Origin of the sequence: Microvirga sp. KLBC 81 (genome assembly GCF_003075415.1) — a bacterium.
In the GTDB taxonomy this organism is placed as follows: Bacteria; Pseudomonadota; Alphaproteobacteria; order Rhizobiales; family Beijerinckiaceae; genus Microvirga.
The window spans coordinates 22,638-42,941 of sequence record NZ_QDAH01000013.1 but is presented as its reverse complement, the minus strand read 5'-3'; the positions used below and the strand labels follow the sequence as shown (position 1 = coordinate 42,941).

At 62.4% G+C, this 20,304-nt stretch carries 13 protein-coding genes; 1 reads left to right on the top strand and 12 read right to left on the bottom strand.

Translation table 11 applies throughout. The annotated features are described in order from the left end of the window. Positions 1–9: 9 nt before the first annotated feature. Positions 10–2,079, bottom strand: a complete 2,070-nt coding sequence (locus DC522_RS11335) for a M3 family metallopeptidase (protein ID WP_116528822.1) — start codon at positions 2,077–2,079, stop codon at positions 10–12. A gap of 206 nt (positions 2,080–2,285) precedes the next feature. Continuing rightward, positions 2,286–3,065, bottom strand: coding sequence for a dienelactone hydrolase family protein (locus DC522_RS11330; protein ID WP_245444093.1), 780 nt, complete (start codon positions 3,063–3,065; stop codon positions 2,286–2,288). 184 nt (positions 3,066–3,249) lie between these two features. Here DC522_RS11330 and DC522_RS11325 point away from each other — a divergent pair, with 184 nt between their 5' ends. Beyond that, the gene (locus DC522_RS11325) at positions 3,250–5,274 is read left to right on the top strand and encodes an AI-2E family transporter (RefSeq protein WP_116528821.1); all 2,025 of its coding nucleotides are present in this window, start codon (positions 3,250–3,252) and stop codon (positions 5,272–5,274) included. 2 nt (positions 5,275–5,276) lie between these two features. Here the strand turns inward: DC522_RS11325 and DC522_RS11320 are convergent, their stop codons facing one another. From DC522_RS11320 to bcsN, 10 genes are all read right to left on the bottom strand, one after another. Next, positions 5,277–6,260: a peptide ABC transporter ATP-binding protein gene (locus tag DC522_RS11320; protein WP_116528820.1), complete on the bottom strand. Its 984-nt coding sequence runs from the start codon at positions 6,258–6,260 to the stop codon at positions 5,277–5,279. Further along, on the bottom strand, positions 6,257–7,273 hold the full coding sequence (locus tag DC522_RS11315) for an ABC transporter ATP-binding protein (RefSeq protein WP_116528819.1): 1,017 nt from the start codon (positions 7,271–7,273) through the stop codon (positions 6,257–6,259). Before DC522_RS11315 ends, DC522_RS11320 begins: the two co-directional genes overlap by 4 nt. Positions 7,274–7,275: 2 nt before the next feature. Beyond that, a complete protein-coding gene (locus DC522_RS11310) occupies positions 7,276–8,187 on the bottom strand; it encodes an ABC transporter permease subunit (protein WP_116528818.1) in 912 nt (303 codons plus the stop codon). Continuing rightward, positions 8,184–9,194 carry an ABC transporter permease subunit gene (locus DC522_RS11305; protein ID WP_116528817.1) on the bottom strand — a complete coding sequence of 337 codons (1,011 nt, stop codon included), beginning with the start codon at positions 9,192–9,194 and terminating at the stop codon, positions 8,184–8,186. Before DC522_RS11305 ends, DC522_RS11310 begins: the two co-directional genes overlap by 4 nt. Before the next feature lie 64 nt (positions 9,195–9,258). Next, positions 9,259–10,860 carry an ABC transporter substrate-binding protein gene (locus tag DC522_RS11300; protein ID WP_116528816.1) on the bottom strand — a complete coding sequence of 534 codons (1,602 nt, stop codon included), beginning with the start codon at positions 10,858–10,860 and terminating at the stop codon, positions 9,259–9,261. 336 nt (positions 10,861–11,196) lie between these two features. Next, the gene (locus DC522_RS11295; RefSeq protein ID WP_116528815.1) at positions 11,197–13,263 is read right to left on the bottom strand and encodes a tetratricopeptide repeat protein; all 2,067 of its coding nucleotides are present in this window, start codon (positions 13,261–13,263) and stop codon (positions 11,197–11,199) included. After that, positions 13,254–14,348: a glycosyl hydrolase family 8 gene (locus tag DC522_RS11290; RefSeq protein ID WP_245444092.1), complete on the bottom strand. Its 1,095-nt coding sequence runs from the start codon at positions 14,346–14,348 to the stop codon at positions 13,254–13,256. Before DC522_RS11290 ends, DC522_RS11295 begins: the two co-directional genes overlap by 10 nt. Then, positions 14,345–16,561 carry a cellulose biosynthesis cyclic di-GMP-binding regulatory protein BcsB gene (locus DC522_RS11285; RefSeq protein WP_165820124.1) on the bottom strand — a complete coding sequence of 739 codons (2,217 nt, stop codon included), beginning with the start codon at positions 16,559–16,561 and terminating at the stop codon, positions 14,345–14,347. The genes DC522_RS11290 and DC522_RS11285 overlap by 4 nt, the downstream gene beginning before the upstream one ends. 360 nt (positions 16,562–16,921) lie before the next feature. After that, positions 16,922–19,117, bottom strand: a complete 2,196-nt coding sequence (bcsA, locus tag DC522_RS11280) for a UDP-forming cellulose synthase catalytic subunit (protein ID WP_116528813.1) — start codon at positions 19,115–19,117, stop codon at positions 16,922–16,924. A 175-nt stretch (positions 19,118–19,292) separates the two neighbouring features. Further along, positions 19,293–20,252, bottom strand: coding sequence for a cellulose biosynthesis protein BcsN (gene bcsN / locus DC522_RS11275; RefSeq protein WP_116528812.1), 960 nt, complete (start codon positions 20,250–20,252; stop codon positions 19,293–19,295). Positions 20,253–20,304 lie beyond the last annotated feature (52 nt).

The following is a 20,304-nucleotide window of genomic DNA, read 5'->3' as shown; positions in this document are numbered from 1 at the left end:
CGCCCGCTCTTATTCGCACAGCGCCGCCAGTCCGCGCTTGGCCAGAAGCGCGTCAGCCGTGGGCAGTCGGCCCCGGAAGGCCGTGTAGGCCTCCGCCGGATCGCGCAGGTTTCCGGCGGAATAGATGAAGCGCTGCAGCTTCTCCGCCATGTCCTTGTTGAACGCGTCGCCGGTCTCTTCGAAGGCCGTGAAGGCGTCCGCATCCAGCACCTCCGACCAGAGATAGCTGTAATAGCCCGAGGAATAGCCGTCGCCCGCAAACACATGGGTGAAGTGGGGCGTACGGTGGCGCATGATGATCTCGCGCGGCATGCCGATCTTCTCCAGTGTTTCCTTCTCGAAGGCCGGGACATCGAGCCCTGTCACGTCCTTGCGGCGGTGAAGCTCGAGATCGACGAAGGCGGAGGCCAGATACTCCACGGTGGCGAAGCCCTGATTGAAGTTACGCGCGGCCATCAGGCGTTCGAGCAGCTCCTCCGGAATCGGCTCGCCCGTCCGGTAATGGGTGGCGTAGCGACGGAGAATATCGGGCTGCGACAGCCAGTGCTCATAAAGCTGTGAGGGCAGCTCCACGAAGTCGGTCGAGACGGCCGTGCCCGCGAGCAGCGGATAGGTCACGTCGGAGAGAAGGCCGTGCAGGCCATGGCCGAATTCGTGGAAGAGCGTGCGCGCATCGTCGAAGCTCAGGAGCGAGGGCTCGCCCGCCCCACCTTTGGCGAAGTTCATGACGTTCACGATGACGGGCCGCACGTCGCCCGTGAGTTTTTCCTGCGAGCGGAAGGCGCTCATCCATGCGCCGCTGCGCTTGGACGAACGTGCGAAATAATCGCCGATGAAGATGCCGACGTGATGGCCGTTCGCATCCAGCACCTGCCAGGCGCGAATGTCCGGATGATACTTCGGGAAATTCTTCATTTCCTGGAAGCTCAGACCAAAGAGCCGATGCGCGGTCTCGAATGAAGCCTCGATGATCCGGTCGAGCTGAAAGTAAGGCTTGATCGTCGCCTCATCGAGGTTGTGGCGTGCCATCCGCACCTGGTCCGCATAGAAGCGCCAGTCCCACGGCTCGATAACAATGTTGTCGCCCTGCGACTGTGCCAGCGCCTGCAGGTCGTCACGCTCGGCCTCGGCGCGGGCGCGAGCGGGCGCCCACACGTCGTTCAACAACTTCTGCACGGCATCCGGTGTCTTCGCCATGGTGTCGGAGAGCTTGAAATCGGCGAAGGTCTCATAGCCCAAGAGCTTCGCGCGCTCGAGGCGCAAAGCTGCCATCTCGGCGATGATTGCCTTGTTGTCGGTGGCGTTGCCATTGTCGCCGCGCGAGGCCCAGGCCTTGAAAGCCTGCTCGCGAAGGTCACGGCGCTTGGAGAATTGCAGGAAGGGCTCGATGCTTGAGCGCGACAAGGTGATGACGTATTTGCCTCTCAGCCCGCGCTCTTCCGCAGCCTGCGCCGCTGCTTCGCGCAGGAACGAGGGAAGGCCCGCGAGATCCTCTTCGGTCTGGAGCACGAGCTGATAGGACTTCTCGTCCGCCAGAACATTCTGCGAGAACTGCGTGCCAAGGCTTGCGAGGCGCTCGGTGATGGCGGCGAGACGCTTCTTCTCGTCCGGTCCGAGCTTTGCGCCTGCGCGCATGAAAATGGTGTTGTAGCGGTCGAGGACGCGAGCCTGTTCTGCATCGAGACCGAGGCTCTCGCGCTTGTCGTAGAGAGCGGCGACGCGCCTGTAGAGCGCCTCGTTCATGAAAATGCTGTTGCGGTGCTTGGCGAGGATCGGCGCCATCTCGCGCTCGATGGCCTGGATCGCCTCGTTGGTGTGCGAGCCTGCGAGGTTGAAGAACACGCCGCCTACGCGCTTGAGGATAGCACCGCTGCGTTCCAGCACCTCAATGGTGTTGGCGAAGGTGGGCTCCTCCGTGCTCTCGGAAATCGCGGCGATCTCGGCCTGTTGCTCGGCTAACGCTTTGTCGAAGGCGGGCTTGTAATGCTCAGGAAGGATGCTCTCGAAGGGTGGAAGAGTGTAAGGTGTGTTCCAAGTGGACAGAAGGGGGTTCCCTGAGAGATCCGCGCTGGACGCCATTGCCGACATGCTCCGCTGAGAGTTTGTGTTGATTGACTTGTAGCGACCTTAGCGCATCGTGCGGAAAAGTGGACCTGGTATTCGCTAGCGCGGCCCTTCGGGTCGCTGACGCGGACCTCCGGTTCCGCTTTCAACGATGCTCTTCTCTATGAAGGGAGCATCGGATCGATCCCAAAAGTGCAGATCCACTTTTCTCGTCCGATGCTCTAGCCCCCCATCGGAAGAGGCGCGGTGTCGGCGCCGGACAGATGACGGCGCAGGAAGGCGAGCGCCCGCTGCGTGGCGTCCTTTTCCGCCGCCCCCCGGAAGCCGTGGCCCTGGCCCGGATAGACCTTCACCTCATGCGGCACGTTCTGCTGGCGCAGCAGCGCCTCAACCGCATAGGCGTTCGCCACGGGCACGATGGGATCGGCTGAGCCGTGCAGAACCAGGGTCGGCGGCAGGCGCGACGTGGTGGCGATCGCGCCCTGCGGCAGGGGACCGAAATAGTTCACGAGCGTCTTCACGCGCGGGTCTGTCGAGGAGACGGCCAAGCCGAGCGCCGCACCGAGCGAAATGCCGATGATGCCGACGCGGCTTGCATCCGCTCCAGGGTGGCTGGACGCGAAGGTCAGCGCATCCTGCACCGTGTCCATCCAGGGCATGAAGTTCTGGAACAGGGTGGCGAAGGAGGCCCGCTTCTCGCTCGTGCGGTCCAGGTAATGGACAAGGTGGACCTGATAGCCGGCAGCGGCCACGCCCCGGGCACCCTGGCGATACTCCGTATTGTAGCTCAACCCATCCGCACCGTGCAGCATGAGCACGGCAGGGCGGGCTGCGTCGCCGGCAGCCTGAAAGGTCTCGACGGCAATGGTCCTGCCGCCGCTCGTGAAGGTGTTGCGTTTTTCCGTCACCGGCATCGATTGGGCTTGGTCCTGTTGGGCATGAAGAGTGGAAGAGGCGGCGAGAGCCGCGCCGATCAGAAGGCTGCGTCTCGTGGGCGACATGGGCTGACGTTCGCTGGAATAACCGTGAGATGTCCTTGAGATGGGGACGAACGGCCTCGGTCCCCAGATGGCAAAAGGTCTCAAGTTTGCCTTGGCCTGAACGGCCAAGGATCGTTTTGCGGGGTCCATACGTTGTTTGCTGACCGGCGAGATGATCTCGCAGGCAGGAGAGACCTGAAAAACGATGCGTCCCGCACCCTTGCCCGTGCCGCCACCCCCAGAGACGGAGATCCAGCCTCCCGGAGTTCCGGGTCTGTCCGGATTGCTGACCCTGGCCGTGGGCGTGGTCGTGCTGGCGGCGCTCTATGTGGGACAGGAAGTCTTCCTGCCCGTGGTGCTCGCAATCCTGCTCGCCTTCGTGCTCGCCCCCTTCGTCGACCTGATGCGCAGGTGGCAACTGGGGCGAGTGCCATCGGTTATCATCGCGGTCCTCGTGACACTCGGAATCGTCGTCTCTCTTGGTGGTCTCATCGGGTTTCAGCTTGCGGGTCTTGCCTCGGACATTCCGCGCTATCAGACCACGATCGAAAGAAAGGTCGGCTCCCTGCGTGAGGGCACGTTGGGCAAACTACCGACCATGCTCCGGGATTTCGGCCGCCGGTTCGACCAAGCCGTGGGAGAACAGCCAGCGGAAGCACAGGCTCCTGCCTCTTCCAGCGCGGCCGAACCTCCGCCGGAGGCACCAAAGCCCATGCCTGTCGAGGTGCATGAGCCGGAGCCGACACCGGCGCAGGTCGCGCGCAATGTCCTGCTGCCCCTGCTCGAGCCCCTCGCGACCATGGGCATCGTGTTCGTGGTGCTGGTCTTCATCCTCATGCAGCGCGAGGATCTGCGTGACCGCATGATCCGCCTGTTCGGCTCGAGCGACCTGCACCGCACCACGGCGGCCATGGACGATGCCGCGCGACGCTTGAGCCGCTTCTTCCTCACTCAGCTTGCGCTGAACGCAGCCTTCGGTCTCGTTGCCGGTATCGGCCTTTGGCTGATCGGTGTGCCGAGTCCTGCCTTGTGGGGCGTCTTCGCGGCGCTCATGCGCTTCGTGCCCTATATCGGCTCGTTCGTGGCCGCCGCCCCTCCGATTCTTCTCGCCGCTGCGGTCGATCCCGGTTGGTCCATGGCCCTCATGACGCTGGCTCTGTTCGTGATCGGCGAACCTCTGATGGGTCACGTGGTCGAGCCTATCGTCTATGGGCAGAGCACCGGCCTGTCGCCTTTCGCCGTCGTGATTTCGGCGATCTTCTGGACGTGGATCTGGGGTCCCGTGGGCCTGCTCATCGCAACCCCTCTGACCTTGTGTCTCGTTGTGCTGGGACGGCACGTGGAGAGGCTCGAATTTCTCGACGTGCTGCTCGGCGACAGGCCTGCTCTGACGCCGGCGGAGAACCTCTATCAGCGCATGCTCGCAGGTGACCCTGATGAGGCGTTGGATTCGGCGGAAGTTCTGCTGAAGGAGCGCTCACTCACATCCTACTACGATGAGGTTGCGCTCAAAGGGCTTCAACTTGCCGCCAATGACGCGACACGGGGCGTGCTTACCCATCGCCAGCTTGATCAGGTGCGCGATGTGATCAAGGCTCTCGTGCAGGATCTCGGCTCTCACGAGGATATCGAGCCGCCGCCGCATGAAACCGAGGATGAGCCGGTGGCGTCACCGCCAAGCGAGAAGCCTGCGATCAAGGAACCGGCCGTCGTCGGCGAGATGCCTCACGAAGACAAGATCCCCGAGACATGGAAAGCGGAAGGCGCTGTCATGTGCATCGCTGGTCGCGGACCGTTGGATGAAGCAGCCTCCGAGATGCTGGCACAGCTTTTGAGCAAGCACGGGCTTGGAAGTCGTCTCGTGCCCCACGAAGCTGTGTCGCGCTCGGCGATTTACAATCTCGACATGACCGGCGTGCAGATGGTGTGCATCAGCTATCTGGAGATCAGGGGCACGCCTGCGCATCTGCGTTATCTGCTGCGGCGCCTGAGAAAGAAGGCGCCCAAGGCACCCATTCTCGTGGGGCTATGGCCTGCGGAAGATGCGGTTTTGAAGAGTGAGACGATGCGCGCAACGTTGGGAGCGGATTACTACGTCTCGTCCATGCGCGATGCGGTGGTGCAATGCCTGAAGGTTGCCACCGGTGAAGAGGAACTGCCGCAGACCGTGACAACCGGTCGGGCCGCGAATGAAGCAGCGGCAGGAACGCGCCTGCCGCTGCCTGCTTGAATTCAAGCTGCCGCTTCCTTCAGGAAGTTCTCGGCGTAGTGGCAGGCGACCTGGCGACCATCGAGTTCGCGCAGAGCCGGGCGTTCCACCTTGCAGCGATCCGTCACATAGGGGCAGCGTGTCGAGAACACGCAGCCCTTCGGCGGGTTGAGCGGCGAGGGGAGTTCACCTTTCAGCACGATGCGCTTGCGCTTCACGCCGGTGATGCCGGGCGTGGAGGAGAGAAGCGCCTGCGTATAGGGATGCAGCGGGCGGGCGTAGATCTTCTCCTTCGGCCCATGCTCGACTGCGTGGCCGAGATACATGACGAGCACGTCATGGGCGATGTGCCGGACGACGCCGAGATCGTGCGAGATGAAGAGATAGGCGAGGCCCATCTCCTGCTGCAGATCGGCGAGAAGGTTCAGCACCTGCGCCTGGATCGACACGTCGAGCGCGGAGACCGGCTCGTCCGCCACCACGAGCTTCGGCGAGAGCATCAGCGCGCGCGCAATCGCGATACGCTGGCGCTGGCCGCCGGAGAACATGTGCGGATAGCGGTTGTAGTGCTCGGGACGCAGGCCCACCTTCGCCATCATCGCCCGCACTCGCTCCTTGCGTTCGGCAGAGGAGAGATTGGTGTTGATGACGAGCGGCTCCTCCAGGATCGTGCCCACTTTCTTGCGCGGATTGAGCGAGCCGTAGGGATTCTGGAACACCAGCTGCACCATGCGGCGCAGCTCCTTGGCGTAGTTCGACGGCGGGTTCACCGCATCGATGCCGTCGAGGGAGAGTTGCCCCTCCGTCGGCTTTTCGATGAGGGTCACCATGCGGGCAAGCGTGGACTTGCCGCAGCCGGATTCGCCCACGACGGCCAGCGTCTTTCCGGGCTCGATGGAAAACGTGATGCCGCCGACAGCCTGCAGCTGGGCGGGCTCCTTAAAGAGACCGCGCTTGATCTTGTAGATCTGCTTCAGGTTCTTGGCTTCGACAACGGGAGCGCTCACGACGCGGCCTCCGTCTTCAGGGGATGATCGTGCTGGATATTGGCGGTCCGGTTCGGATCGCCGAGCGGGTAGTGGCAGCGGATGTGACCACCGGCCCAGGGACGCAGCTCTGGCCGCACATTGCGCGAATGCTCGGTGGCATAGGCGCAACGCGGGCTGAACAAGCAGCCCTTCGGACGGTCATAGAGGCCGGGCACCACGCCGGGGATCGTCGCAAGACGTCCGCCTTCGCTGCGCTCGGGAAGCGCTGCGAGAAGTGCTGCCGTATAGGGATGCTGCGGCGAGGCGAAGAGGTCGGCAGCGGAGCGCTCCTCCATGATCTGCCCCGCATACATCACCATCACGCGCTTCGCGGTGTCGGCCACGACGCCCATATTGTGCGTGATCATGACGAGACCCATGTTGCGCTCCTTCTGGAGCGTCATGAGCAGGTCCAGGATCTGCGCCTGGATCGTCACGTCGAGTGCGGTGGTGGGCTCGTCAGCGATCAGGAGCTTCGGATTGCAGGCAATCGCCATCGCGATCATCACGCGCTGGTTCATGCCGCCCGAGAGCTGGTGCGGGAAGGCGGAGAGGCGGCTTTCCGGCGAGGGAATGCCCACCTGCTCGAGCAGTTCGATGGCCCGGCGGCGCGCGCCCTTCCGGTCCATGCCCTCATGCAGGCGCAGCGTCTCCGTGAGCTGGAACCCGATGGTGAAGGACGGATTCAGGCTCGTCATCGGCTCCTGGAAGATCATGGCGACGTCCTTGCCCGTGAGCTTGCGTCGCTCCTTCTCCGAGATCGTCAGGAGATCGCGGCCGTTGAAGGTGAGCTTGTCCGCCTTCACGCGGCCGGGGAAGGGGATGAGGCCCATGAGAGCCAGCATCGTCACGCTTTTGCCGGAACCGGATTCGCCCACGACGCCGAGAACCTCGCCCTCTTCGAGCTTGAGGCTGACGCCATCCACGGCACGCATGATGCCGCCTTGGGTCGGAAATTCGACCGACAGATTTTCAATTTCGACAAGAGCCATGATCAGCGCTTCAGTTTGGGATCCAGGGCGTCACGAAGACCGTCGCCCAGAAGATTGAAGGCAAGCACCGTGACGAGGATCGCAAGACCCGGGAAGGTCACGACCCACCAGGCACGGAGCACGAACTCGCGGGCATCGGCCAGCATGGTGCCCCATTCCGGCGACGGCGGCTGCGCGCCAAGACCGAGGAAGCCGAGGGCCGCAGCGTCGAGGATCGCGGTGGAGATGCCGAGCGAGGCCTGCACGATGAGCGGCGCGGTGCAGTTCGGCAGCACCTCCTTGAACATCAGACGGGTTGTTCCGGCGCCGCTCACGCGGGCTGCCATCACGTAGTCCTTGGAGGTTTCCGTGATCACCGCAGCGCGTGCAAGACGCACGTAATGCGGCAAGATCACCAGGGCGACCGCCAGCATGGCGTTCATGAGGCCGGGGCCTAGCACCGCCACGATCACGATGGCGAGCAGAAGGCTCGGCAGCGTGAGGACGATGTCCATCAGGCGCATGATGAAGATCTCCGTCAGGCCGCGGAAGAAACCTGCCACGAGACCGAGCACGGTGCCGATGACGATGGAGAGCGTCACCACCGCGATGCCGATGAGGAGCGACAGCTGCGCGCCGTAAATCAGACGGGAGAGAATATCGCGTCCGATCGGATCCGTGCCGAGGGGATAGGAGATCGAACCTCCCTCCTGCCAGAACGGCGGCTGCAGGGCGATGGCGGTGTTGGTGAGGTTCGGGTCATGCGGTGCGATCACCGGCGCCAGCAATGCGACGAGCACCACGGCGACGATGATCACGAGGCCGGCGACAGCGCCATGATTGGCGCTGAAATAGCCCCAGAACTCGCGCAGGGGGTGGGGAGGGGTGGCCGTCGGAGCTGCGACGGCCGGAGCTTCCATGGTTTCAGTGGTCATCGCGTATGCCTGATACGAGGATTGATGAGGCCGTAGGCGAGGTCGACGAGAAGATTCACGCTCATCACCACGACGCCGAGCAGCAGAGCGCCGCCCTGCAGCACGGGATAGTCACGGCGGAAGATCGCGTCGATAAGCCATTTGCCCACACCGGGCCAGGAGAAGATCGTCTCGGTCAGGATCGCGCCGGTGAACAGCACGCCGATCTGCAGGCCGATCACGGTAACGACGGGGATCAGGGCATTGCGCAACGCATGCAGAGCCACGATGCGGAAGCGCGAGAGACCCTTCGCCTTGGCGGTGCGGATGTAATCCTCGCCAAGAACTTCCAGCATGGCGGAGCGGGTCATGCGGGCGATGACCGCGAGCGGAACCGTGCCGAGTACGATGGTGGGGAGGATCAGGTGCTGGACTGCCGACCAGAAGGCGTCCACCTCATCGGAGAGCAGCGTGTCGATCAGCAGGAAGCCTGTGATCGGTTCGATGTAATACAGCACGTCGATGCGGCCCGAGACCGGCGTCAGGTCGAACTGCACCGAGAAAAGCAGGATGAGGATGAGACCCCACCAGAAGATCGGCATGGAGTAGCCGGCAAGCGATATACCCATCACGCCATGATCGAAGATCGAGTTTCGCCGGATGGCCGCAATGATGCCCGCCGGAAGGCCGATGATGAGCGCAAAGAGAATAGCGCAGAGCGCCAATTCGATCGTCGCCGGGAACAGCGAAGAGAACTCGTTGAGGACCGGCTCCTGCGTGATCATCGACTTGCCCAGATCCCCTTGCAGGACACGGGACAGATAGATCCCGTACTGCACGAGGACCGGCTGATCGAAGCCGTATTCCTTGCGGAGCTGTTCGTGGCGGGCGGGATCGATGCCGCGCTCGCCTGCGAGTGTTTCGATCGGATCGCCCGGAACGAGGCGGATCAGGAAGAAGGCAAGCAGCGTGATCCCGATAAAGGTCGGGATGATCAGGCTGACGCGGGTAAGAATGAATCTGAGCATCGTCTGAACGTAAAAAGGCGGAGCGGCCGAGGAAGCCGCTCCGCCATAGGTTGAGTGAAAAGGCTTACTTGCCCTTGATGTCGACGCCGTAGAAGGTGTGGCGGCCGAACGGCGAGAGCTTGAAGTCAACCACTTCCTTGCGGACCGGCTTCAGCTGCACGGCGTGAGCCACCGTGAACCACGGAGCCTGCTCCTTGAAGATCTTCTGAGCTTCTTCATAGAGCTTGGTGCGCTCGGCCTGGTTCGTCACGATCTTCGCCTTCGTCACGAGATCGTCGAACGGCTTGTAGCACCACTTGGCGATGTTGGAGCCCGAAGCGCTCTGCGCCGAGGCGCAGCCCAGCAGGGTGTGCAGGAAGTTGTCCGGGTCGCCGTTGTCGCCCGTCCAGCCCAGCTGAGCCATCTGATGCTCACCGGCCTGAGCGCGCTTGCGGTACTCGCCCCACTCGAAGCTCTTGATCTCAGCCTTCACGCCGATCTTGGCGAGGTCGGCCTGCATCAGCTCGGCGATGCGGCGGGCGTTCGGGTTGTAGGGACGCTGCACCGGCATGGCCCAGAGGTCGGTCTCGAGACCGTTCGGGTAGCCAGCCTCCGCCAGGAGCTTCTTGGCGGCTTCCGGGTTGTACTCGTCTTCCTTCACGGAGTCGTTGTACGACCACATGGACGGCGGGATCGGGTTCTTGGCCGGAACGCCCGAGCCGAGGAACACGGCATCGACGATCGCCTTCTTGTTCATGGCCATGTTGAAGGCCTTGCGGACGCGCACGTCGTCGAAGGGCTTCTTCGTGGTCTGATAGGCGAGGTAGCCGACATTCAGGCCGGGCTGTTCCATGACCGTGACGTTCGGGTCCTTCTTCATCGCCTCGAGGTCAGCCGGGTTCGGATACGGCATGACGTGGCACTCGCCCTTCTGGAGCTTGGCCCAGCGGACGGAGGCATCCGGGGTGATCGAGAACACGAGGTCGTCGATCTTCGCCTTGCCGCCCCAGTACTCGGGGAAGGCCTTGAAGCGGACGATGGCGTCCTTCTGATACTGGACGAGGTAGAACGGGCCGGAGCCGATCGGCTCTTGGTCGACCTTCTCAGGGGTGCCGGCCTTCAGCATGGCGTCGGCGTATTCCTTCGACTGAACGCCGGCGAACTGCATGGCGAGGTTCGACAGGAACGGAGCCTCAGGCTGGTTGAGGGTCACGCGGACGGTGTAGTCGTCCACCTTCTCGACCGACTTCAACAGCTTGGGCATGCCCATGTCCGTGAAGTAGGAGTGGTTCGGGCTCGTGACCTTGAAGTAAGGATTCTCTTCCTTCCACTGACGCTCGAACATGAACACGACGTCGTCGGCGTTCAGGTTGCGGGTCGGCTTGAAGGTCTTGTTGGAATGGAACTTGGCGTTCTTGCGGAGATGGAAGGTGTAAACCGTGCCGTCCGCAGAGATGTCCCACTTCTCGGCGAGGCCGGGAACGACCTTGGTGCCGCCGCGCTCGAAATCCACGATGTTGTCGTAGATGTGCTCGTTCACGTCGAACGAGGTGCCGGTCGTGTTGATGCCGGGGTAGAAGTTCTCCGGGCTGCCCTCGGAGCAGTATACGAGGGTTTTGGCAGCCAGCGGGGCTGCTGCCAGGAAAGCCGGAACGCAGATGGCTGCGAAAAGGGCTGATTTCTTCATTTATTTAGGTCCTCTGAGACGGCACTACACATGGCCGTTCTGTGACGAAGTTAAGGTGCGAAGCCCCAATAATGTCAATCTATCCCGGCAACCTTGGCTAATTTTTAGAAGAAATTTACCATTTCGTGCCGTTTTCCCGCAGTTTTTTCAAAAACCGGGCCGTTTCAAATTTCCGCGATTCTGCGGGCTTACGGGCGGTTTGGAGCCTGCTCCATCCACAGCCTCAGACAAATCGAGTGCTCTTCCGAACGGATGGAGTGGTCTATTGGCAGCGGCTTGGGCCTCGAAGCCTAAGGGAAGCCCCGGTTTTGGAGAGGGCAGCTCCTCCTGGAGAGCCTATTGGCGGATGGAGGAGGTTGCCTCGAGAACGGCGTTCAGGCCGACGCTGGCTTCGTCCGAATAACCGGTGCGGTGAACGGCGCGGAACACTTTCTCGGCATCCCTGTAGCGACCAAGCTTATAATAGGACCAGCCGCGGATCAGCATGAGATCGTTCTGCTCCGGCACGATCCGGGCTCGTTCGCTCAAAGCCAGGAGCGTTTCCACGTAGCGCCCGTCGCGATAGGCAGCCAGGGCCCGCTGGGCCAGGATGGTGGCGCTGAGTTCGATCCGGCGCGGGCCGGTTTGCGGCGCTTCGGCGGCGGCGACTGCAGCCTCGGAGGTCAGGTTCTTGCGGAGATAGGCGAGGGACTTGCCATAGGCCGCTTCCTCTCGGGTGCGGCCACTGCCTCTGCGGATGGCCTGATCGAAGGCGCTCACCGCTTCCAGGGGCCGATCGGCCTCCATCAGGCACCAACCAAGGGTGAGCGCTGCATCCGGGGCCAAGCCTTCGGCGCTGCGGGTCATGATGCAATTGCGGCGTCCGTTGCCGGTGCGGGTCTCGACGGTTGCGGTGCGACGCTCGACCACCATGCGCGGCGTTTCCGCCTCGATCGGCACCGAGCGCATGGAGGCCTGCGGCACGCTTTCGACGAGCCGCCCCGTCAGAGCCGGTGTGATGCGCTGCCCGGAAACGCGGGCGCGGGTGATGCCGTCGGCCAGATCGGCGATACGCTCCGAGCGGTTGCGCCATTGCGCGATGATGGCGTTGAAGCCGGCACGGTCGTTCAGGCGCTGGGCGGAGAGGGCGAGGCCATAAGCGGAAGGCTCGTCATCGGGCTTCCAGCTCAAGCCTTGGCGGAACCACTCCCGAGCAGTTCGGAATTGGCTCGTATTGTAAGAGTACCAGCCGAGCGCCTGCGCGCCGTCGGGGGAGCGCTGGCTCGTGACCACGGGAACGATGCGCGAGACCACACGGGCTTCGAGACGCGGCGGCGGGTCCTGGCTCAGGAGGGCCGTCGCCACGTCGAGATAGACCTTCATGTTCTCCGGCGCCCTGTCGCGCCAGTCATAGGCAAAAGTCTCGGCCTCTCCGATGCGCTCGAGCGCACGCAGGGACATCGCATAGCCTTCCGCGGCCTTGTTCCCGCCATTGCGGTCGAGGGCGGTCTTGAACAGCTCAAGCGCCCGCGCGGGATTGCCGTGGTGATAGTTGTACCAGGCGAGGTTCAGCACCGGGCCCGGTTCGTTCGAATTGCGGACCAGCCGTTCGACCATCGCGAGATCCTCGGCGGAGGCGGTCGTCGTGCCGTCGTTCGAAGCGCGCTCTACGCGGCGGCGTGCCAGCTCCTCACGAATGGAGTCGAAGTCGTCGGGCTCGTTGCCGGTCTTGCGCTCGAATTGAAGAAGGTCCGCCACCTGGTTCTCAGGCAGCAGAGTCAGGGCCTTCTGCAGGGTCGCAAGGCGTTCGCCCGGGTTGCCGCAGTTGGTGAGGAGATAGGTATAGACGTCCCGCGTGCGGTTTTGTTGATCCGTCCTGACGAAGGCCTCGGCGACGCGCCAGAGCACGTCCACGTTCACGCAGGTCAGAAGGTTCGGGTTTTCCGTCGCGACGGACAGAACGGTGCGCCACTGGCCGGAATCGGATGCATTGATGAGACGGCGGCGCGCCTCTGTATTTTCAAGCGCCGTCACCAGTTCCTCTGGCGGCTTCCAGTTCGGGTCCGAAGCCTGTCGCTCGACGATGGCCGCGCGCACTTCCGCGATCCTGTCCTCTTTGTAGAGGTTCCATAGCCGCTCGACGATCGGATCGGCCTGAACGGCGCTGCCGGAGGTCAGTTGGGACAGGTCGCTCGGTGGCGTCCAGTTGGGATAAAGTGCGCGCAGGCGAGCGATTTCCGCATTCACGCGGCGCGTATCGCCCTGGGAGGCGAAGTAGCGGAGCGCCGATTCATCGACCTGAGGCCGGCCGTTGGGAGGCGTAGCGGAGGGGGATTGGCCGCTACCAGATCCGACTTGTTGCGCGATTGCCGCAAAGCCCAGAGCGAGGACCGCAATCGTTATGGCGCTGCGAGCTAGACGCATTGCGGATGTTTTTCACCAAGCCAGGACTTCGTCATCAGGTACAGGGTCGACGGATAATAGAGCTGCGGCTCGAACGTCCTCAGCGTGTCGGGAACAGGTGTTCCGTCCAGCGCGCAGGCCAGGGCAGCCGAGAGAATGGTGTAGCCGCTATCGGTCAAGCGCTCCCGGACATGTCCGGTCACCACATTGACGAGGGCAACGCCTTCGCTCTCCGCAGACCAGCGCTGCTTGAGCGCTCGCAACCACTCTAAATCGGTCATTCCTGCCCTGAGAAGGTAAAGCGGTATCCTTAAGGAGTTGTAACCGAATTCGGGAGGGAAGCCGTCGGCGGGTCTGGTCTGCATACGGCTTTGGATCGAGATCCAGTCGGCGGGAAGCCGCACCCGGCCGGAGGTTGCCTGCTGAAGCAGGGTGACGCCCTCCCGCCAGACGCCGTTCCACTCGTATTCAGGCGCGAGGCCGGCGAGCACCGGGAAAGCCTCGAAAACCCAATAGGAGAGATTGATGACCGGCCCATCCGGGCGTTCGCCTGCACCGAAGCCGTCGGCACCGGGCAGGAGGAAGACCGATCCGCCGGCACGACCAAAGGTATTTTGGCCGATGGCCTTCGCGAGTTTCTGCGCTGCAGCCGTGTAGCGGGGCTCTTTCCAGGCTGCTCCGGCTTTTGCCAAGGCATAAGCGATGAGAATATCGCCATCAGTCGCATTGTTGTGGTCCGACACGCGGGGCCTGGCATTGGGGTCCCACTTCCAGGAGACGAGGCCATCATCGCGGATCAGGAGGTCGGTGAAGATGAAGCTCCAGATCTTCTCGAAGTTGACGCGGTCATTGGCTGCAAGCGCCAGCAGCAGCCCATAGCCCTGTCCTTCACTGTGGCTGATATTGCCGTTGGCATTATCGACCACGCGGCCATTGTCCTCGACGAAGCGGGAGCGGTAGGCCTCCCACTCAGCAGGCGAAAGAGTACCGACTATATCCAAGGATTGCACGGAGAGGCTCTGAGCGTATGACCTCGGGCCGGCGATCATGAGCGCTCCGGCGAGAAGCCAGGGGAGGAACGAACGGAACCGCGCGAAGCTCCTCATGAGGGCCGTCCCAAGCGCTTGAGAAGCAGATAGGTTGCCGCTCCCAGGAACAGGCAGCAAGCCATCATGGTCAGAGCATATTGGAGAATGTTGGCCGACATCCAGTTCGCTGCGACGAGGCGAAGGTTCATGAACGAGAGAGGCTGCGTCTGGATGAAGTCGTAATCCTGAATAGGCTCCACTTGCAGCCGGGACTCGCGTGGATCGAGCGCGACTGCGCGGCCGGCAACATTCGACCACAGGATCGGATCCGCGATGCGCGCCATTTCCTCGGCCAGTGCGTCTTCGGTACGGGCCGTCACCAGGGTCCAGATTCCTGCTTCCGGTGTGCGGTTCTGAGCAATGAGGAGGCTTGAGCGCTGCGGCGGCTCATAAGGATCATCGATGCGCTTCTTCAGCGACAGGGACGTGGCGGACAGGCTGAAGGTCCTTTCCATCCAATCCTGAATCGAGCCGATGGTCTGTTGCAGGATGCCCTGCCTCCGGAAGGAATCCGACCAGCGCTTGCGAACCTCGTCCGTCGAGGCCGTGCCGTTGCGGTCCAGCGAAGTCGGCTTCACAAACATGGTGAAGCCGGCGTTTGCGACCTGCTGAGAGGACTCGGTTTGGAGCGGGGTCGCCGGCCAGATCATGCGCAGGTGTTCGGAGACCCTGACGCGGTTGAGAAGACCCGAAGGGATCTGGTCGACGGCGCCGATGAAGAGCACGGATTCATCCTCAGTCGAAGCGGCACTGGAGAACTGCACCCGCATGGGCTTGCCGGCGCTGCGTGCCATGCGGGACAGAAGCGTGCCCGCGGCGGAAACATTCAGCGTATCGGGACGAGCAAGCACCACGGTCGTTGGAATATCCTCGTCCGGGAAGTGGCCCGCGCTCAGCACGCCGAGATCGGGCTGGCGTCCGATGCGTCCGAAGTCAGGAAATTCGAGCGTGCTGGTATCGAAGAGAACGAACCGGTTCGTCTCTGACAGGGTCTCGCCTGGCGCACAGCGATCATCCGCATCCGTCAGGAGACCGACTTCAACCGAGATGGCGTTGAGACCCGATTTGAAATTCTTCAGCGGCACCCTGACAATGTGACGTTTGACGATGTCGCCCTGTGTGGTGATCACCAGCTGTGTGCTGATCTTGCCGTTGACGAAAACGTTCACATGGCTGCCCGGCTTGACGGCAGCGGTATAAGCGGCATCGAGGTAGATCAGCGCTTCGCCATATTCCGTTGCATAGAAATCCGGTGGAAGGTTGAGGATGAACTGCGCCTTCAAGCGACGACCGGAGAATTCCTGCGTCGAAATGCCAAGATCGGCAAAACGGAACGAGCGGCGGCCGAAAGCGGTGGGGACTTCAGGCCAGTGCCAGGAGGCCGTATCGACAACGCCACGCTCGACGCTCACGGTGTTGACGGCCTGTGCGCCGATGAGCGCAATGGCGGTGTCCAGATCACTCCAGTTGGGACCGGACACGACAAGGGTGGAACCGATCGAGCCTGCTTCCTGCATCACCATGGTCAAGGGCTGCGCCAAGGCCAAATCGGGCACGCCCGGAAGAAGCCCGCGTAACTCGCCAGCCAGTCCCATCACCACCTTGATCGTTCCGACAGGCGACGGACCAGGATCGGATTCCACCACCTGAATCACGGGGCGCGCATAGCGCCCACGCAAGGCGATCAACTGCACGAGGCGCAGCAGGCGATCGCGGATCTCAGGCCGATAGACCTTGGGTGCAACCACACGGATCGTTGTCGCACCTGAAGCATCGACGCCGATCGCGGGAAGATCGTCCAGGCTGCGCAGGGTCTTTGTCACACCTTCCGCAAAGATGAGCCTGGTGGAGGCTGAATCCACATCGGTCCAGAGTTCATAGGTGGCCTCGATCGTGCAATCCGTCCGGTGGCGCTGAAAGGCCTCCACACGAATGAAGTTCGATCCGGTACGCAGGAGGCCAGGCCGGATGGAGGCGCTCACGCGTCCAATGGCGTCGGCGGATTTGATCGGCGTATCGACGACGGTCTCGCCGTTGATGACGATCCTGAGCCGCGAGGCTTCGGGCATCACGACCACGGCATTCTTGTAGCCGACGGAAATGGATGCCCCGCTCGAGGCTTCGTCCTGCGTCAGGTGAAAGGTCCAGGACCGGGCATCCGTCTCGCCTTCAAGGCGGATCGTCTCGAACGGCAGGACCGGCCGCTCAATACGCGCTGCTGCGTTGGCCACGACCGGCTTCTGCGTAGAGGGTTGCACAGTGCTGCTTGGCGCAGGAGCGCCGGGCGTCATCCGGAAGGGAGTGGCGGAGTTCGCGCTCGCGGCATCGGGTGTGCCTGCATTGCGAGATGCGGCCGCGCCTTGAGGAGCCGTGGGCTGCGGAGCGGAAGAGGTGCCGCGCATGTCGTAGGCGGGAGCCGATGACGCTTCCGGTCGCGCGGGCTGTGGCTGGACGGGCGCGCGCCCACTTGGAGACGATGTTGATGATGAAGGATTCATGCTGAATGGAGCGACCTGCGCCGCCGCCATTCGCGCTCCTAGCAACTCGAAAGCAATGAGAAAAGGTAAGAGCAGGGAGCGCACGACACGCCTCTATTTGACAGCCGGTGCAATCGACGGAACCGGCGGCTTGGAAAGACCGATCCGCTGCAGGCCGAAGAGATAGGAAAGGCCCCGTCCCGTCTGATAGAGAGAGACCATGAAGAACCAGAGTGTGCCGCGCAGAACACCGATATCCTGATGGCGGCGCTTCTGGAACGTGCTCCACTGATCCGCATTCGCAAAGACGAGATCGGCGATGAGCCTGTGATGTTCAGGGCTGTCGATCAGGAAGCGGCAGCCCAGCAGCAGACCCTTGTCGTCCATGCCCACTTTGCGGATTTCAACCGGCATCTTCTGCATCGGCAGGTTGGCATAAGGCATGAATTCGAGGGTGCCATGCGCACCCTTCTTGAGTCTGGGCTCGGTGGAGGGGGGGACAAGCAAGCGCGCTCCTCCCACGGAGATGTCCCGCACCGAGGCGTCGATCACCTCGTCGCCGATCAGGAACTGGCAGGGCCGATCGATACGCACGCGATGACTCAGACGCCGTGAGGCGCGCTCGGATACGACGCCCAGCGCGCAGCCTGCAATGATGAGGTTGAGCAGATTCCATCCGCCGGTCACGAGGGTCAGGTCGGCCTTGTAGGGCTCCAACCACACGCGCACCCCCGTGGCGACAACGCCCAGCAACAGGATACCGAAGATCATGAAGTAAGGCTTGCCGAGTTCCGAGACGCGGCTCTCATGCATGGACTCGCCTTTGGACGTGACCTTGAAGGTCGGCTTTTTCGGATTGGCGATCACCGACAGAATGGCAGGCAGCAGGTAGATCGTCTGGATGTACTCGTAGAGATCCGAGATCCACGGCCAGCGATAGCGACCATAAAGATAATTCTGCATCATGAAGTTCACCACCATGTAGGTGAACGTGTAGGCGAGGAACTCGCCGCCCGATGCGGTGAAGATCTCGAGCGAAAAGAACAGATAGCACAGCGGCGATAGCAGGAAGCAGAAGCGCGAGAACGGGAACAGCCAGAACAGGGTGCTCGACATGTAGGCCAGACGCTGCGCAAACTTGAGGCCTCGCTTCAGGGGTGGGAAGCGGAAGCGCAGGATCTGCATCATGCCTTGTGCCCAGCGTGAGCGCTGGCCAATGAAGCTGGCGAAGGTATCCGGTTGCAGGCCGGCGATCAGCGGCCTGTCGACATAGACGCTGCTCCAGCCGCGCGAGTGGAGTTCAAGCGCGGTCTCGCAATCTTCGGTGATGCTCAAGCCGCTGAAGCCGTTCGTCTCCTGCAGCGCCTCGCGCCGGAGGAGGGCGGCGGAGCCGCAGAAGAAGGCGGCATCCCACTTGTCGAGCCCGCGCTGGATCACGCCGTAGAACATCTCGTTCTCGGACGGCATGGTCTGGAAAGTGCCCAGGTTGCGCTCGAGCGGATCGGGGTTGATGAAGAAATGCGGCGTCTGGACGAGAAACAGGTTCTTGTCGGCGCTGAAGAAGCCGACTGTCTCTTCCAGGAAACTACGCGCCGGCGCGTGGTCCGCGTCGAATACGGCGACGAGGTCCCCAGTAGAGTGATCGAGGCCATTGTTGAGATTGCCCGCCTTGGCGCTGATATTGCGCGCGCGGGTCAGGTATTTGACATCGAGAGCGGCGCAGAGAGCCTTGAGCACGGTGCGGCGTTCACGGGCGGCTTCGGCAGCTTTCGGGTCGGACGAACTGCATTTCTCATCTGTACCACCATCGTCGAGCAGCCAGACGGTGAGCTTATCGGCCGGGTAATTCATCGCCTTGGCTGCGGCGAGGGTTGTGGCGAGCAGGCTCGCATCTTCGTTGTAGCTCGGCACGAAGACATCGACGGTCGGCAGATTATTGGGATCGATCTGCGGCGACTTGCGCGAGGGCATCGGGCTCGACACCACGAAGACGCTTAAGAAAAGCATCATCACGCTGTACATCTCGGCAATGTACAGAAGAATCGCCGGTATAAAGTTCGCGATTTCCGTGATCGGCGGGATGGTGCTCGTGGTGCGCCAGAAAACGTAGCGCAGGACGATGGCCGTGCCGAGCGACAGCGCAATGATCCGCCAGACTCCCTGCGCGCGGAAGAACTTCAGCACGATCATGCAGGCCACGACCACGAGGCCTGCCACGAGATGGGTCTGAAGGCTGATGGGAAGGGCGACCAGCAGGACGACGAGCATCGCCGCGGCAGCCCACAAGGCTACGAGTGCACCCCTACGCATCGTCGAATGTTCTCGGTTAAGGTTGTTATGCGTTGAATCCTACGCATAAGCCAAGAACTGACGAAGGTCTATGAGGCTGGATACAATAGTGTTGCTACGCTTTTGGGATTTTTTGTCGCTCTAGTGAATATAGCCCACAGAAACGTTATTAAGATACATGAGCAAAACTTTGATTTTACTGCGTTGGTGAGGGCGGCGGCACAACCGGATAGCCGGTCTGCGGTGAAGCGGCTGGTTCCTGGGTTGCCGGAGCGCTCGGCCTGGGCGAGCTTGACGGAAGAACCGTATCCTTGTCGATTACCTGGGAGGCCGGTGCGGGGCTGGTCTCCACCCGAATACGGCGTTCACGCACAACGGATGTGGCGGCGCCGTTCAGGCCGAGCGGATAGATCGGTGCGTCGATCTCGCCCAGCTGGGCGGGTACCGGAGGCGGCGAGCCATAGGGATTCCAAGAGCCGGATAGGTAATAGGCCGAAATGGTGAAGCCATACATGCTGCGCAGGAGCTGCTCCTGGGTCGCGGCCGCATCGCACATGCGCAGGCGGATGGAGATGATCCCACCCGGCACCAGGATGGCCGGCTCGTTGGGCTCGATCCGCTGCCAGGCATAAAGGCAGACGTCGCCGCTGGCGGAGCGCCCGGTGGCGAAGCCGAAGGGACCGTACTTGTTCTGCACATAGACCAGGGACGTCTGCATCTCGATGCCAGGCAGACGATCTTCCATCTCCTTCTGGATTCTGTCCTGCGTCAGGGAAGGCAGGTTCAGAACGTCGTCGATCTCGGATTGCGGCGAGGTCCCGCTGGCCAGACTCACATAGAAGGCGTTCTGGCCCGGGGTCAGGGAGGCGGTCGAGAGAGCGATCTCCTGCGAGACTCCGTTCTGGTAACTGCGCTGCAGGACCGCGACAATGGCGGGGCCTCCCGGCGGCGGCACGATGATCGCCCGGGTGGCTGGAACCTCGTTCACGAGCGTGGCGAAGCCCAGCTCCGACTTGGTCGTGCAGGCTGCGGAAAAAAGTGGAATCGCGAGAGCTGTCGCCCGGATCGCCCTGCCCAGCCACTTCCCCGAATCACGGCATGGCTCCGGCACCATGGCGCCGAGGTCCGTTTGGCAATGAAAGGGGGAACACGTCATGTGTAATGCGTACTCTAGCGGCCGGCCGGACCGCCGGGATGGGCCCGCCCGT